The sequence below is a fragment of the Photobacterium sp. Ph5 genome (assembly GCF_022129445.1).
In the GTDB taxonomy this organism is placed as follows: domain Bacteria; phylum Pseudomonadota; class Gammaproteobacteria; order Enterobacterales; family Vibrionaceae; genus Photobacterium.
This window is the reverse complement of record NZ_JADQAQ010000030.1, coordinates 1-14194: the sequence shown is the minus strand read 5'-3', so window position 1 is coordinate 14194 and position 14194 is coordinate 1. Positions and strand designations below refer to the sequence as shown.

At 39.5% G+C, this 14194-nt stretch carries 13 protein-coding genes and 1 tRNA gene; 9 read left to right on the top strand and 5 right to left on the bottom strand.

Going from position 1 to position 14194, the window contains the following annotated elements; translation table 11 throughout:
• Positions 1 to 203 precede the first annotated feature (203 nt).
• The 4 genes from traF (I3259_RS12590) to traF (I3259_RS20240) all read left to right on the top strand — a co-directional run bounded on the left by traF (I3259_RS12590) (position 204) and on the right by traF (I3259_RS20240) (position 2695).
• Positions 204 to 1340: a conjugal transfer protein TraF gene (gene traF, locus I3259_RS12590; protein ID WP_238029946.1), complete on the top strand. Its 1137-nt coding sequence runs from the start codon at positions 204 to 206 to the stop codon at positions 1338 to 1340.
• A gap of 163 nt (positions 1341 to 1503) precedes the next feature.
• Positions 1504 to 1833 carry a conjugal transfer protein TraF gene (traF, locus tag I3259_RS20250; RefSeq protein WP_255721242.1) on the top strand — a complete coding sequence of 110 codons (330 nt, stop codon included), beginning with the start codon at positions 1504 to 1506 and terminating at the stop codon, positions 1831 to 1833.
• A 26-nt stretch (positions 1834 to 1859) separates the two neighbouring features.
• Positions 1860 to 2174, top strand: a complete 315-nt coding sequence (gene traF / locus I3259_RS20245; protein ID WP_255721241.1) for a conjugal transfer protein TraF — start codon at positions 1860 to 1862, stop codon at positions 2172 to 2174.
• 74 nt (positions 2175 to 2248) lie between these two features.
• Entirely contained in the window at positions 2249 to 2695 is a 447-nt protein-coding gene (traF, locus tag I3259_RS20240; RefSeq protein WP_255721240.1) for a conjugal transfer protein TraF, read from the top strand.
• A gap of 78 nt (positions 2696 to 2773) precedes the next feature.
• On the opposite strand, the gene I3259_RS12580 is transcribed toward traF (I3259_RS20240), so the two are convergent.
• The 4 genes from I3259_RS12580 to pepA all read right to left on the bottom strand — a co-directional run bounded on the left by I3259_RS12580 (position 2774) and on the right by pepA (position 8272).
• Positions 2774 to 3190: a DUF2061 domain-containing protein gene (locus tag I3259_RS12580; protein WP_238029945.1), complete on the bottom strand. Its 417-nt coding sequence runs from the start codon at positions 3188 to 3190 to the stop codon at positions 2774 to 2776.
• Positions 3191 to 3371: 181 nt separating this feature from the next.
• Complete coding sequence (locus I3259_RS12575; protein WP_238029944.1) at positions 3372 to 6233, bottom strand: valine--tRNA ligase; 2862 nt, start codon at positions 6231 to 6233, stop codon at positions 3372 to 3374.
• Positions 6234 to 6261: 28 nt separating this feature from the next.
• Entirely contained in the window at positions 6262 to 6714 is a 453-nt protein-coding gene (locus I3259_RS12570; RefSeq protein ID WP_005369774.1) for a DNA polymerase III subunit chi, read from the bottom strand.
• Positions 6715 to 6763: 49 nt separating this feature from the next.
• Positions 6764 to 8272, bottom strand: coding sequence for a leucyl aminopeptidase (gene pepA / locus I3259_RS12565; protein WP_238029943.1), 1509 nt, complete (start codon positions 8270 to 8272; stop codon positions 6764 to 6766).
• Between the two features lie 195 nt (positions 8273 to 8467).
• Between pepA and lptF the strand changes: the two genes are divergently transcribed.
• On the top strand, positions 8468 to 9568 hold the full coding sequence (gene lptF / locus I3259_RS12560) for an LPS export ABC transporter permease LptF (RefSeq protein ID WP_238029942.1): 1101 nt from the start codon (positions 8468 to 8470) through the stop codon (positions 9566 to 9568).
• A complete protein-coding gene (lptG, locus tag I3259_RS12555; protein WP_238029941.1) occupies positions 9568 to 10641 on the top strand; it encodes an LPS export ABC transporter permease LptG in 1074 nt (357 codons plus the stop codon). Before lptF ends, lptG begins: the two co-directional genes overlap by 1 nt.
• Before the next feature lie 60 nt (positions 10642 to 10701).
• On the opposite strand, the gene I3259_RS12550 is transcribed toward lptG, so the two are convergent.
• Positions 10702 to 11193, bottom strand: a complete 492-nt coding sequence (locus I3259_RS12550; protein ID WP_238029940.1) for an RDD family protein — start codon at positions 11191 to 11193, stop codon at positions 10702 to 10704.
• A 236-nt stretch (positions 11194 to 11429) separates the two neighbouring features.
• Between I3259_RS12550 and I3259_RS12545 the strand changes: the two genes are divergently transcribed.
• The 3 genes from I3259_RS12545 (at position 11430) to I3259_RS12535 (ending at position 13974) form a co-directional block, all read left to right on the top strand.
• Positions 11430 to 11514, top strand: a tRNA-Leu gene (locus I3259_RS12545).
• Between the two features lie 354 nt (positions 11515 to 11868).
• Complete coding sequence (locus I3259_RS12540; RefSeq protein ID WP_238029975.1) at positions 11869 to 12837, top strand: acyltransferase; 969 nt, start codon at positions 11869 to 11871, stop codon at positions 12835 to 12837.
• An 18-nt stretch (positions 12838 to 12855) separates the two neighbouring features.
• Positions 12856 to 13974, top strand: coding sequence for an acyltransferase (locus I3259_RS12535; protein ID WP_238029939.1), 1119 nt, complete (start codon positions 12856 to 12858; stop codon positions 13972 to 13974).
• Positions 13975 to 14194: the final 220 nt, after the last annotated feature.

Sequence of the window (14194 nt, the reverse complement as noted above, 5' to 3'; positions counted from 1 at the left end):
GTTGTGGTGTGTATTATAGTCAAGATAAATGCATTTATTTGCACCTATATTTGTGAATAGAATCGAATTATCTATTTCTAGTTAAATGTTTATGTTTTGTTTTTGAGAATATGAAGGCCATTGATTTTTAAATAAATAGTAAGCAAGGCAATAAAATGACTTTAGGGAAATCTTCAATATTTAAGACATGCTTAGTGCTGTCTATGTCAGTTTGCTCTACAACATCTTTGGCTTTTAGTGGTAGTGACACAAGAAGTGGTGCAATGGGAGGTACAGGGGTCGCTTCAGCTAATTATTTAACGGCTGGATTCTACAACCCAGCATTAGTTGATAATAATAAGCATGGTGACTTCTTTGGCTTTATCTTGCCATCATTCAGTGTTAGCGCACATGATCCCGATGATTTATACAATAAAATTGATGATTTTCAAGATGTATATGATCGTATTGGTAATGAAAGTGTCTCTGAAGACGAATGGAAAGCCGCGTTAAAAAGCTTGGATGATGGCAATATTTCTATTGATGCAAAAGTAGGGATTAGCGTTGCTATTCCCAATCCGATTATTAGTGCTAACTTATTTACTAAAGCACAGATTAGTATGCTTGCTCAAACTGATATTAGTGATGAGGATTTAGATATTAATCTTGACGATCGAGATCCTGAGTTAACATCAACAGTAGAAGGGCTTGCCGGTGGTACTGTTGAGTTGGGTGTTGCGCTTGCTCGTTCTTTTGATATTCCATTTGTACCTGGGCAAAGTATTTCAGTTGGTATATCACCAAAACTTCAACGTATGATGGCGATAAAATATAAAGAATCAGCCAGTGGTTTTGATGATAATGAGTTTGATATTGGTAGTGATTATACAGATAAAAGTGTCTTTAATTTAGATTTAGGTTTTGCTTATCGTCCAATTGAGTCGTTAACTATTGGGCTATCAGGACGTGATTTGATTACGCATAAACTTGAAACGAATGATCAAAAAACACCAGGAATGGGTGGGCGTGCCACATATGTGGTTGAGCCTAAATATACTTTAGGTGCAGCTTACAGCTATGCCATTTTTACTTTAGCTGCAGATGTTGATTTAAATAAACGTAAATATTTTGAAGAATCTAATTATGAGACTCAATTTGCCAAAATTGGTGCTGAAATTGATGCTTTCGATTGGGCACAAGTGCGTGCTGGATACAGTATTAGTATGACTGACTATGCTGATAATGTAATTACTGCTGGTATTGGGTTAAAACCATTTGCTTCATTTGGAATTGATCTTGCGGGGCAATATGGTCAAGACAGTAATTATGGTGCTTCATTACAATTTGTCTTCACTCTTTAATATTTTCTATAGCAAAAAATAATAAAGAACCGACAAGTGAATGTCGGTTCTTTATATTTAAGATGAATTTTATTAACACTTAATATGAATATTGCTTTATATAAAGGCGTTGCGATTAAACTGCTTGTATTCTCATTGGGAATTTACTTTTGAGAGTTAAGTGATGTTTAAATTAAAAAAGTTATCTGCAGTTACTATTATTTTATTATCTACTTCTTCAACTGCTGCATTTGCTTTTAATGGTGCTGATGCGCGTGGTATGGCTATGGGAGGGACTGGTGTTGCCTCCGCTGATTATTTAACTTCGGGTTTTTATAACCCAGCTCTAGCGACCAATTATAAAGATAATGATGATTTTGGTTTGATGCTTCCATCAGTAAGTGTAAGTGCTCATGATGCAGATGATCTCTATCATAAAATTGATTACTTCCAAGAGGTTGATAGTCGAATTTTCCTGAAAATAACTGGGTTGGGTCAGAGCCGACAGAAGTAGATAAACAAGAGTGGAAAGATGCATTAATGGCATTAGACAATGGTCAAATTCAGCTTGATGTACAAGCTGGAATTGCTTTATCTATTCCAAATCGTTATGCAAGTGCAACGGTATTTACTAAAGTGCAGTTAAGTGCTCTTGTTATGTCCGATATTAATCCTGATGATTTGAAAGATGAGAATTGGAATAATGATGAGTACAAAATGCAATCAACAGCAGAAGGACTTGCTGGTGGTACTGCTGATTTAGGTATAGCGATCGCAAAATCTTTTGATTTACCGTTTAGAGAGCAAAAGTATTTATTGGCTTTTCTCCTAAAATTCAAAAAATCGATGCTTTAAAATATAAAGATACTGTTGATGGTTTTGAAGACAGTGAGTTTGATGCAGGAAAATAGCATTCAGAAAAAACGGTATTGAACCTTGATTTAGGTGTAACTTATCAACCTATTGAAAAGGTCACATTGGCTTTAGCTGCTCAAAATATAATGAAACAAGAGCTAGAAACGAATGTGTCATTTAAGAAATCAGCAACTTATTTAGTTGAGCCTAAATATACGGCTGGTGTTGCTTATGATGATGGTATGTTTACATTGGCAGCAGATATTGATCTAAATAAACAGCATTATTTTAAAGGGTTAGATTACGCAACTCAGTTTGCTCACTTAGGCGTGGAATTCAATGAGCGGGGTTGGGCACTATTAAGAGCGGGCTACAGCATTAGCATGACAGATTATGCTAACAATATGGTGACTGCTGGTATTGGCTTGAAGCCATTTGGTGCATTTGGTATTGATCTCGCGGGTCAATATGGTGAAGATAATAATTATGGCGCTTCACTTCAATTTGTTCTAACTATCTAAGTTATTATCGTATATGAATCAGGAAAACCGACATCGAAACTGTCGGTTTTTTTATGGAGTTCAAAATACATCAGAGGATTAGTGCTGACAAGCCATTGCATCAAGCCAAGTATGCTGATGTTTTTCTGCTTGGTTGTGATCTTTACGTTGCCATACACGCTCATGGAAATAGTAAGCCATGGTATTAATTGCAGGTTCGATCATTGCCATTAGACTACCAATAAGTATGTCACCTGTAAGAATGTAAACAACACTAAATGCGACACTGAAGTGCACAATAGCAAAACTAACTGTCTTACGACTTACTGTATTAAAGCGTGATTGTTTGAGTGTTTTGCTTTGCCACACTTTTTCATGGAAATAAAAGGCAACGGTGTTAACCATCGGTTCAATCATTGCAATTAAACTACCAATAATGATATCGCCAGTAAGAAGGTAAGCCACGCTAAAAGCGACAGTAAAATGGATGGCGGCAAAACTGATTGTCTTTTTCATAAGGTGATCCTCAATTCGATGAGGTCATTATCATTAAACATTAGCAATAACTAAATTTGTTATTTTATATATTACTAATAGGTGAAAGCTATTGTTTGAAAAGAGGTGACGGAATTTGAGGTATAAAAAAACCGACAGTATGTGACTGTCGGTTTTTATTAATCAAGAATGATTGGTGAGATTATAGCGCAGCAATCGTTGCTTTTTGCTCAATAAGCTTCACTAATGTTTCTTCATAACCGGCTAGCTTTTCACGCTCTTTAGTGATCACGATTTCAGGCGCTTTAGCAACGAAGCCTTCGTTACTTAGCTTGCCAGAAGTACGTTTGATTTCGCCTTCCATTTTCGCGATTTCTTTGTCTAAACGTGCAAGCTCTGCATCTTTATCAATCAAGCCCGCCATTGGGATCATCAATTCAGATTTGCCTACAAGTGCAGTCGCACAAGCTGGTGTTGCTTCACCGTCAGCCAATACTTTCACTTCTTCTAGTTTTGCTAGAGATTTCAGTACTGTCAGGTTGGCTTCAACACGTGCAGTATCAGCAGCATCAGCCACTTTTAGCATTACTGATAATGGCTTACTTGGCGCGATATCGTATTCTGCACGTAGGTTACGAATACTCGTGATAAACGCTTTAACAAACTCAATGTCAGTGATTGCTGCTTGGTCAAATTGCGCTTCATCAAACAGAGGCAATGCCTGAGTCATGATGGTTTCACCTTCAACACCGTCAACAAGTGGCTTAACGCTCTGCCAGATAGATTCAGTGATGTAAGGAAGAACAGGATGCGCAAGACGTAATGTCTTCTCAAGCACTGTGATTAGAGTATGGCGTGTTGCACGTTGCTGTGCTTCTGTACCTTTCCATAGAACAGGTTTCGTTAGCTCTAGGTACCAGTCACAGAATTGATTCCAGATGAACTCATAAAGTACACCTGCAGCCATATCTAAACGGAAGTTATCAATATGAGCATTGAACTCTTTTGCCGCTAGTTGGAATTGTGATTCAATCCACTTGTCTGCTAGTGAGTACTCAAGCTCGCTACCTGCTGCGAAACCGCAATCTTGATCTTCTGTGTTCATTAGTACGTAACGACTTGCGTTCCATAGCTTATTACAGAAGTTACGGTAACCTTCAAGACGTTTCATGTCCCAGTTGATGTCACGGCCAGTTGAAGCCATAGCAGCAAGAGTGAAACGTAGGGCATCAGTACCGTAAGGTTCGATGCCGTTCTCAAATGTTTTACGTGTCGCTTTTTCGATCTTCGCTGCAAGTTGTGGCTGCATCATATTGCCACAACGCTTCTCTACTAGAGACTCAAGATCAATACCGTCGATCATGTCGATAGGGTCGATAACGTTACCCTTAGATTTCGACATTTTATCGCCGTTTTCGTCACGGATAAGACCCGTTACGTAAACTGTTTTAAATGGTACTTGTGGCTTGCCGTCTTCATCTTTACAGAAGTGCATGGTCATCATGATCATACGCGCAACCCAGAAGAAGATGATATCAAAGCCTGTTACCAACACATCAGATGGGTGGAAGGTTTGAAGATCAGCGGTGTTTTCTGGCCAGCCTTGCGTACCGAATGTCCATAGTGCTGAAGAGAACCATGTATCAAGTACATCATCGTCTTGGCGTAATACGACAACTGGTGCTAGGTTATGCTTTTCACGTACTTCAGCTTCGTTACGACCAACGTAAACATTACCGTCGTTGTCGTACCAAGCTGGAATGCGGTGACCCCACCATAGCTGACGTGAAATACACCAGTCTTGAATGTCACGCATCCAAGCGAAGTACATGTTTTCGTACTGCTTAGGTACGAATTGAATATCACCGTTTTCAACTGCTTCAACAGCAGGTTTTGCTAGCGGTGCTGCACGAACGTACCATTGGTCAGTTAGCATTGGTTCAATAACCACGCCACCACGGTCACCGTAAGGGATCGTTAGGTCGTGATCTTTGATTTCTTCTAGTAAGCCTAGTTCATCAAACTCAGCAACAATCGCTTTACGTGCTGCAAAGCGTTCCATGCCATGGTATTTCTCTGGCAGCGCTGTGCTGTATGCGTCACTTGGCTCGCCATTGGTTGTGAATACTTCAGCAGCATCACGAATATCAGCATTGAACGTTAGGATATTGATCATAGGTAGACTATGACGTTTACCTACTTCGTAGTCATTGAAATCATGTGCAGGTGTGATTTTTACACAACCGGTACCTTTTTCCATATCAGCGTGCTCATCACCTACGATAGGGATACGACGACCAACGATTGGAAGAATGATTTCTTTACCGATCAGATCTTTGTAACGTGGATCTTCAGGGTTAACTGCAACACCAGTATCGCCCAGCATAGTTTCTGGACGCGTAGTTGCAACAACGATGTAGTCTTTACCTTCCGCAGTTTGTACGCCATCAGCTAATGGGTAACGGAAGTGCCACATGTGGCCTTTTTTATCTTTGTTTTCTACTTCTAGATCTGAGATCGCTGTGTGTAGTTTAGGATCCCAGTTAACTAGACGCTTACCGCGGTAAAGAAGATCTTCTTGGTATAGACGAACGAAAACTTCTTGAACGGCATTTGATAGACCATCATCCATCGTGAAGCGCTCACGATCCCAGTCTACCGATGCGCCAAGACGACGAAGTTGCTTGGTGATTGTGCCACCAGATTCGCCTTTCCATTCCCAGATCTTATCGATGAAAGCATCACGACCGTAATCGTGTTTTGTTTTGCCTTCTTCAGCAGCAATCTTACGTTCCACAACCATTTGGGTAGCAATACCTGCGTGGTCAGTACCAACCTGCCATAAGGTGTTTTTGCCTTTCATACGCTCACAGCGGATCAGGGTATCCATGATGGTATCCTGGAACGCGTGGCCCATGTGTAGGCTACCTGTGACGTTTGGTGGTGGGATCATAATGCTGTAAGCATCTTTAGATGTATCACCATGAGGCTTGAAGTAACCAGCCTCTTCCCAGCGCTGATATAGCGCTTGTTCAATTGATTGTGGGTTGTATGTCTTTTCCATAGCGCTCTTAGAAGGATTCTATGTGGAATTAGGGCGTCTCAGTAGCAGTGGCAGTCGTAATTTGAATGCCAGCAAGGCGATATGCCTTGTAACGCTCGCGCGCTAACTGCTTGAGCTTTTCATCGCAAGGAACGAAGTCTACCACTTGTGCAAAGCTAACCGCAAAATTTGGTGCGTTTTCCGCTAAATTAATTAGCGTAGCACGGCGTCCAGTATGACGTAATGTTGACCATCCTATCTCAACGGGAGAGCCGCCATTAGGCCCTTCTCCGACAAGATTGTGGGGCACAAAACTATCAGGATCCTGCTGCCATAGATATTCATCTATTTGTTCTGCTTGCTGTTTATTTGCTGCGAGTAGGTAAACGTTGTTACCTTGCCGGTAACTCATCGCTGCTAAATGACAGGCAAAATGGCACTGAAAGTGACTATCAGCACTCTCTTGCTTGTCATCGATTATATAAAACGTAGCATGAGTCATGGTTTTTTGTTCCTAAAGAAAAGGGCCTTACGGCCCTTTTCGATGTCTTTTACTCGACGATCTCTTGGCCTGCTCTATTTAATAAGAACTGGACAAGTAGAGGGACTGGTCGACCGGTAGAGCCTTTTGCTGCGCCACCTTTCCAAGCGGTACCTGCAATATCAAGGTGCGCCCAGTTATACTTTTTAGTAAAGCGAGATAAGAAACAACCTGCGGTTATGGTACCTGCACCAGGTGTGCCTAAGTTTGCCATATCAGCAAATGGGCTAGCAATTTGCTCTTGGTATTCATCGCTCATCGGTAGACGCCAAGCGCGATCACCAGATTGCTCTGATGCATTTATAATCTCATGCGATAGTGGATTATGGTTACCCATTAAACCACTAATGTGATTACCTAAAGCTACAACACAAGCACCTGTTAATGTCGCAACGTCAATCACACATTCAGGTTCAAAACGCTCAACGTAAGTTAATGCATCACAAAGCACTAAACGACCTTCAGCATCGGTATTTAATACTTCAACTGTTTGACCTGACATAGTGGTTAAAATATCACCAGGGCGATAAGCGTTGCCGCCTGGCATATTTTCACAGCCCGCTAACACACCAACTACATTGATGGGTAAATTAAGCTTAGCTAATGCTTTCATGGTACCGAACACAGAGGCTGCACCACACATGTCGTATTTCATTTCGTCCATTTGAGCACCAGGTTTTATCGAAATACCACCTGAATCAAAAGTTAACCCTTTACCGACAAGCACGATTGGCTTAGCGTCTGAATCGGGGTTACCTTTGTACTCAATAACTGACATCATGGCTTCATTTTTAGAACCACGACCCACAGCAAGGTATGATGTCATCCCTAAAGATTGCATCTCTTGCTCGCCAATGATTTTAGTACTTACGGTCTCAAAATCATCGGCTAGACGACGCGCTTGTGAAGCAAGATAAGCAGGATTTGCCACATTTGGCGGCATATTACCGAGATCTTTACTTGCACGAACACCTGATGCAATCGCTAGACCGTGGTTGATAGCACGTTCACCTAAAGAGAGTTCACGGCGTGTCGGTACATTAAAGACTAGCTTACGCAGTGGACGGCGTGTCTCTGGTTTATTACTTTTAAACTGGTTGAACGTATATAAGCTATCTTTTGTTGTTTCGACAGCTTGGCGTACTTTCCAGTAAGTATCACGACCTTTAACATGAAGTTCCGTTAAGAAACATACTGCTTCCATAGAGCCAGTTTCATTTAAGGTACTGATCGTTTTTTTGATGATTTGCTTATATTGGCGTTCATCAAGTTCACGTTCTTTTCCACAACCAACGAGTAATACGCGCTCTGATAACACGTTTGGTACGTGGTGTAGTAAAAGCATTTGCCCCGGCTTACCCTCAAGGTCGCCACGACGCAGTAAGGAGCTAATATAACCATCACTGATTTTATCTAGCTGTTCCGCGATTGGAGAGAGGCGACGTGGTTCAAAGACGCCAACAACAATACAAGCACTACGCTGTTTTTCGGGGCTGCCGCTTTTTACACTGAACTCCATGCGTACTCCTAACATCCTAATAAAGACAATTAACGCTAAATGTTGGATAATACCACACTTGTTTGCTCTGCCGTGATTTCGGTATACGCTTAGAGTGCAGTCTTTCATTTAGCTGAAAGATAAAAAAATAACTGATTTAACGAAAAACTATAGTGATTCCATCAAAAAAACAAGTTTTCTATGGGAATATAACGCGTGATTATTGTTAGGTATTTGACAAGAGAGACATTAAAAAGCCAATTAGCGGTACTTTTTGTGCTTTTTCTTGTCTTTATTAGCCAAAAGTTTATTAGCATTTTAGCCGATGCAACCGATGGCTCGATCCCGAGTGATCTCATTCTAACCTTCATGGGATTATCTATCCCTTCGATGGCACTATTAATGCTCCCTCTGAGTTTGTACATCGGTATATTACTTACGTTCGGTAGATTATATGCTGAAAGTGAAATTACGGTGATGAATGCGACGGGGATGGGAAACAAATTATTACTCCAATCAGCATTAGCTTTGGCCATTATTACGGGGGTAATAGCTGCCGTGAATGCGTTTTGGGTTGCACCTTGGTCGCAAGAGCATATAGAGCAACTTAAAGAAGAGACAAAGGCTGGGCCAACATTAAATATGTTGGTAAAGGGGACGTTTCAACAGGCTCCGAATGGAAATGGGGTTATCTTTATTGATGATATTACTGATAAAGGGGCAAAGCTTCATAAGGTTTTTGTCGCGCAATTAAAAGCAACAGAGACCTTACAGCCAAGTGTCATGGTTGCTAAAAATGGTACTGTTAAAGAGCTACCTGATGGTCGTCAAATGTTAGAATTAAATGACGGCGCTCGATATGAAGGCATTCCTACTCAGCTTAATTATTCCATTACTCATTTTAATGACTATCAAGCATTAATAGGGCAACGAGAAGTTAAAGCAGGTAATCGTGATTGGGAAGCCCAACCCACAATGACCTTAATAAAAGATCAAAGCTTGGCTGCAAAAGCTGAATTACAGTGGCGTTTCTCTTTAGTGCTTTGTATTCCATTGCTAGTGATGATTGTAGTACCGCTGTCAGCTGTCAATCCACGTCAAGGAAGATTTGCTAAATTAGCACCTGCTGTGTTGATTTATCTGGCTTATTTCTTAGCTATATCATCAGCAAAATCGGCGATTGAGGATGGTATTATCCCGTCTACTATTGGTATGTGGCCGATTAATATTACAACCTTGTTAGTTGCTCTTGCTTTAAATAGCTGGGATTCAATGCCTGTGCGACGCCTTAAAGATAAATTACGGAGACGCAGTTAATGTTTAAAATTCTCGACTGGTATATAGGTCGAACGATCATTGCAACTTTCTCACTGACACTATCAACCTTAGTCGGTTTATCTGCGATCATTAAATATGTTGAGCAGCTAAGAAAAGTGGGGCAAGGAAGCTACGATCTCCTGAAGGCGCTGTATTTTGTTTTATTATCAATGCCGCAAGATATCATTATGTTTTTTCCTATGGCGGTATTATTAGGTGCATTGATTGGTTTAGGTATGTTGGCATCAAGCTCTGAGCTGGTGGTAATGCAAGCGGCAGGCTTTTCTAAGCTAGATATCGGTCTATCTACCTTAAAAACGGCAGTCCCAATGATGATAGTGGTTGTTTTACTGGGTCAGTGGGGGGCACCGCAAGCGCAGAAAATGGCACGAGAATATCGTTCGGCATGGGTTTATGGCGGCAGTGTGATTGCTGCACAAAGTGGTGTATGGGCTAAAAATGACAATGATTTCATTTATATGGGGCGTGTTCATGACCTCAATAAAGTGGATGTTGTTAACATTTGGCAGTTTGACAACAAAGGTCAGTTGGAAGATGTTACATCAGCAAAACGCGCGTCTTACGATAAAGCGACGGGATGGACAATGCATGATGTGACCATAACTGACATGACAGGCAGTAGCCAGTTGACCAATAGTCATGTAGCAAGTAAGCATTGGGAAACAACATTAACACCAGATAAATTAGCGGTTGTGACGGTTAAACCTGAAGAGTTATCGTTGTCAGGTTTATATCATTATGTGAATTATCTTAAAGAGAGTAAGCAAGATGCCTCTCGTTATGAGTTAGCATTCTGGCGTAAAGCTCTTCAGCCTATATCTATTGCAGTTATGATGCTATTAGCATTATCTTTTGTATTTGGTCCTCTTCGCTCGGTTACGATGGGGGCTCGAGTACTTTCAGGTGTCATTTTTGGTTTTGCATTTTATATTTCAGATCAAGTGTTTGGTCCGATGATTTTAGTGTACCGATTACCGCCTATTTTAGGGGCATTAGGTCCAAGTCTAGCGTTCTTGTTTATCACGATATATTTGTTAAGACGCAAACTATAAAACGAAAAAAGGAGCCTAACGGCTCCTTTTTATTAGCGAATATCTTTTGTCACTATCATTTTAGCGAATATCTTTTGTCACTATCATTTCACATTCCGCCATCACGTCTTGTAATGCCCGACGTTTAGTGTTGTATGCGAGCAAATTCCCCAACCCTAAGGCTGCAGTTGCAGCGCGGATCAATGCTTGAGTTATATTAATTGGGCGCCCATCTTTATTTTGTACTTTTAATTTCCATGCTCGCATCCCCAATGTTTGGCCGCCATGAGTCCAAAAATAGGTATAAAATCCAATAATTACGGCGCCTAAGTAGCTGGAATAAAGCAAGTTAGCTTGTGGGTGATGTGTTAAATAAGCACTTACATCTTCATAATGAGCTAAATCGAGAATATTAAAATGAAGTAGGAGTGCTATTCCTGCCATTGCTATACCGCCTGCTAACATAAGAATAGCAGCGACAATTAAAGCGTCATAAAACCAAGCAGCTAAACGACGAAATAAGGTTGGATATTGGGGGGAAGTGGTGCTTTTTATTGTTGATGACTTTGACATAAAACATCCGATTTTATCTAACTGTGTCCATATGTGCTGAGTGTAACAGTAAACGATCCGTCAGAGAACGCTTGATATTGCTACAGAATGTGTGAACAAGGCGAAGGTGTGATGGTTCCATTATCATCAATAACTGGGTAAATAGGGTGAAAAAATAGCAATTGAAGTGATTGGTTGAATATCTTGTAGAGAAAGGCTTGCCTAGTTGCATTGTATACGTATAATAGCCGCCATAAGCCCGAGTGGTGAAATTGGTATACACGACGGATTCAAAATCCGTTTCCTTCGGGAGTGACGGTTCAAGTCCGTCCTCGGGCACCAAATTTCAAACAAAGCCTCAATCGAAAGATTGAGGCTTTGTTGTATCTAAGCATTCCATTTATTCTTATTCAATAGAATATCGAACCATATCTATTATTTTTCTCATGTAAGATGTTTTTTAACTATAAAGAGTTTGAGTTAAAGATAGGGTTTAACTCGTAAGTACTGAGGATTTTTCTGTTTTTGATATAAATAACAGAAAAGTAGCGGTAAAAAAGTCTAAATGATTTACCACCTCTCACATTTATTTATCATAATTTATGTGAAGATCTCATCTCAAAATTGAGCAATAGCCAGACAATAAAAAAAATTATGCAATAATTATATCTGGTTCATTTTTTGAGTTCTTATCTCGTGGTTAAAAATAATTTTGATATATTGCGAATTCTTCTCGCTGTCCTTGTGTTCTACTTTCATATAGGCATAGAAACTCAAAATGAATACCTTATGTATGTACCTGGTGGCTTAGCGGTGCATTGCTTTTTTGTAATTAGTGGTTATTTGATCGTAAAGAGTTACTTAAAAAGAAAGCATTTACCGACTTATGTGAAGTCGCGCTTCTTACGCATTTATCCACTTTATTTTATTGTGATCACAACGGCATTCATTTTTGGTTATTGCCATTACTCAGATAGTTTTATTGACTACTTAAGTAATGGTGCAGGTAAATACTTAGCATCAAATTACTTGTTAGTGAACTTCTTACAACCCACTTTACCCGGTTTATTTGAGAATAATTTTCAACCCTTTGTTAATGCATCGCTATGGACTATTAAAATTGAAGTAATGTTCTATGTTTGTGTACCTATTATTTATGGTGTTTTAAATAAAAAGTTGGATAACAAAAAGCTCACAGTGCTACTAGGTTTGGCATCTGTTTGCTGTTTTTATACAGTGCAATATTTAATTAAACACCATGAGGTACCAGCAAGCATTAATCGACAATTGCCATCTATGTTAGTGTTCTTCATGTTGGGAGCGTATTGGAATTTTGCAGAGCCCAAGTTTTTAAAAGCTTGGCATCTACTTATTTTGCTCCCGGTAGTATTATTCTTACAAAATTGGTTTGTGATTTATGCGTTTGCGGTGAGTTTTATTGTGTATGTTATTGTCTTTAAGCTAAAGCTAATAACGATTAGCAAGCGTATTGGTGATATCTCATATGGTATTTACATATGGCATTTCCCAATCTTACAAACATTGATCATGTATGGATTTTTCAAGAATATTTATCAAGGTGCAGCAATTGCAACAGTCCTTGTTTTCTCGTTTGCAATGCTTAGTTGGCATTTCATCGAGTCAAAATTAGTCGCTAGACATTAATTTAAGTTGAGTTGTTATATGACAAGACGATTCGAAGTTCTTGATGCCTTTCGTGGCCTATGTGCATTATCCGTTGTGTTATTTCACTTTCGCGCTGTTGGGAGTGTTACGGAGTTGCCTTTTTTTAGAGGCAGTGAATTATTTGTAGAGTTTTTCTTTGCTCTAAGTGGGTTTGTACTCGCTCATAGCTATGGTTTTAGGGATAATTTACGCTTTAAATCTTATATAGCATCGCGTTTTTTTCGATTATATCCATTGTACTTCTGCATGCTGATGGTTTTCATTGGGCTAGAGGTAGTAAAATATATTGCGTACAAAGCTGTTGGTTTTAGTTTTAATACTTTGCCCTTTACAGGCCATGGCTCTCTGTCTGAAATACTCCCTAACCTATTAATGGTGCAATCATGGACATCATTAACCGATCCTTTATCGTTCAACTATCCATCGTGGAGTATAAGCATTGAGTTTTATCTCTATGTTTTACTTTTCCTAACGCTATATTTGTTTGGTCGTTACAAAGTATGGAGTTGGTTGACGATAGCCGTTATGGTTTTAGGCTTAATGGGGAATAATTCAACATTATTTCAGCCGTATGTATTTAATGGATTATCATGCTTTTTTGGTGGTGCATTCACATATGTTGTATTTACTAAGATAAAGCATATATCCATCCCTTTTATTATAGGTTCAGTTATTGAAGTACTACTTTTAAGTGTTGTTGCTTATTTAGTTTCGAATGAAATTGCAGACAGATATATATACGCAACGCTATTGTTCTATATTGTTGTACTGTTTTTTGCTTTTGAATCGGGTGTGGTTTCAAAACTATTAAATAGAAGCGTATTTCAAGTTTTGGGGAAGTGGTCTTATTCTATCTATTTAACGCATGCTGCTATTCTCTTTATGGTTACATCTATCGCATTAGTCGGGCAAAAAGTGTTAGGTAAAGAAATCGCCCCAATGATTAATGATGCACGGTTTATCGATTTAGGCTCTGCTTTTTATAATAACGTACTTGTCGTTGCGATCCTTTCAATCGTTATCTTTGTTTCTATGACGACATATAAATATATAGAGCTTAAAGGACAAGCATTAGGAAAACGGCTCGTTAACCATAAAATAGTTATAAAAGATTAAACGCCTGTGCGTAAAACGCACGATTATCGTGATTGCGATTGTATATCGAGCTCTTGCGAATTTATGGTGTTTTTTGTGGAAAAAAAAGCTTGCCAATGTGATCTGAGTCTCTATAATGCGACCTCACTGACACGGAGCAAGCCATTGGCAAGCAACGAAATCAGTATTGTTCTTTAACAATTTGACCATGCAATCTGTGTGGGCACTCGTTGAAAAGTTA

Bases quoted from the DNA above. Each gene is read 5' to 3' on its own strand.
- traF (WP_238029946.1), top strand. From the start codon at position 204: ATGTCAGTTTGCTCTACAACATCTTTGGCTTTTAGTGGTAGTGACACA.
- traF (WP_255721242.1), top strand. From the start codon at position 1,504: ATGTTTAAATTAAAAAAGTTATCTGCAGTTACTATTATTTTATTATCT.
- traF (WP_255721241.1), top strand. From the start codon at position 1,860: ATGGCATTAGACAATGGTCAAATTCAGCTTGATGTACAAGCTGGAATT.
- I3259_RS12580 (WP_238029945.1), bottom strand. From the start codon at position 3,190: ATGAAAAAGACAATCAGTTTTGCCGCCATCCATTTTACTGTCGCTTTT.
- I3259_RS12575 (WP_238029944.1), bottom strand. From the start codon at position 6,233: ATGGAAAAGACATACAACCCACAATCAATTGAACAAGCGCTATATCAG.
- I3259_RS12570 (WP_005369774.1), bottom strand. From the start codon at position 6,714: ATGACTCATGCTACGTTTTATATAATCGATGACAAGCAAGAGAGTGCT.
- pepA (WP_238029943.1), bottom strand. From the start codon at position 8,272: ATGGAGTTCAGTGTAAAAAGCGGCAGCCCCGAAAAACAGCGTAGTGCT.
- lptG (WP_238029941.1), top strand. From the start codon at position 9,568: ATGTTTAAAATTCTCGACTGGTATATAGGTCGAACGATCATTGCAACT.
- I3259_RS12550 (WP_238029940.1), bottom strand. From the start codon at position 11,193: ATGTCAAAGTCATCAACAATAAAAAGCACCACTTCCCCCCAATATCCA.
- I3259_RS12535 (WP_238029939.1), top strand. From the start codon at position 12,856: ATGACAAGACGATTCGAAGTTCTTGATGCCTTTCGTGGCCTATGTGCA.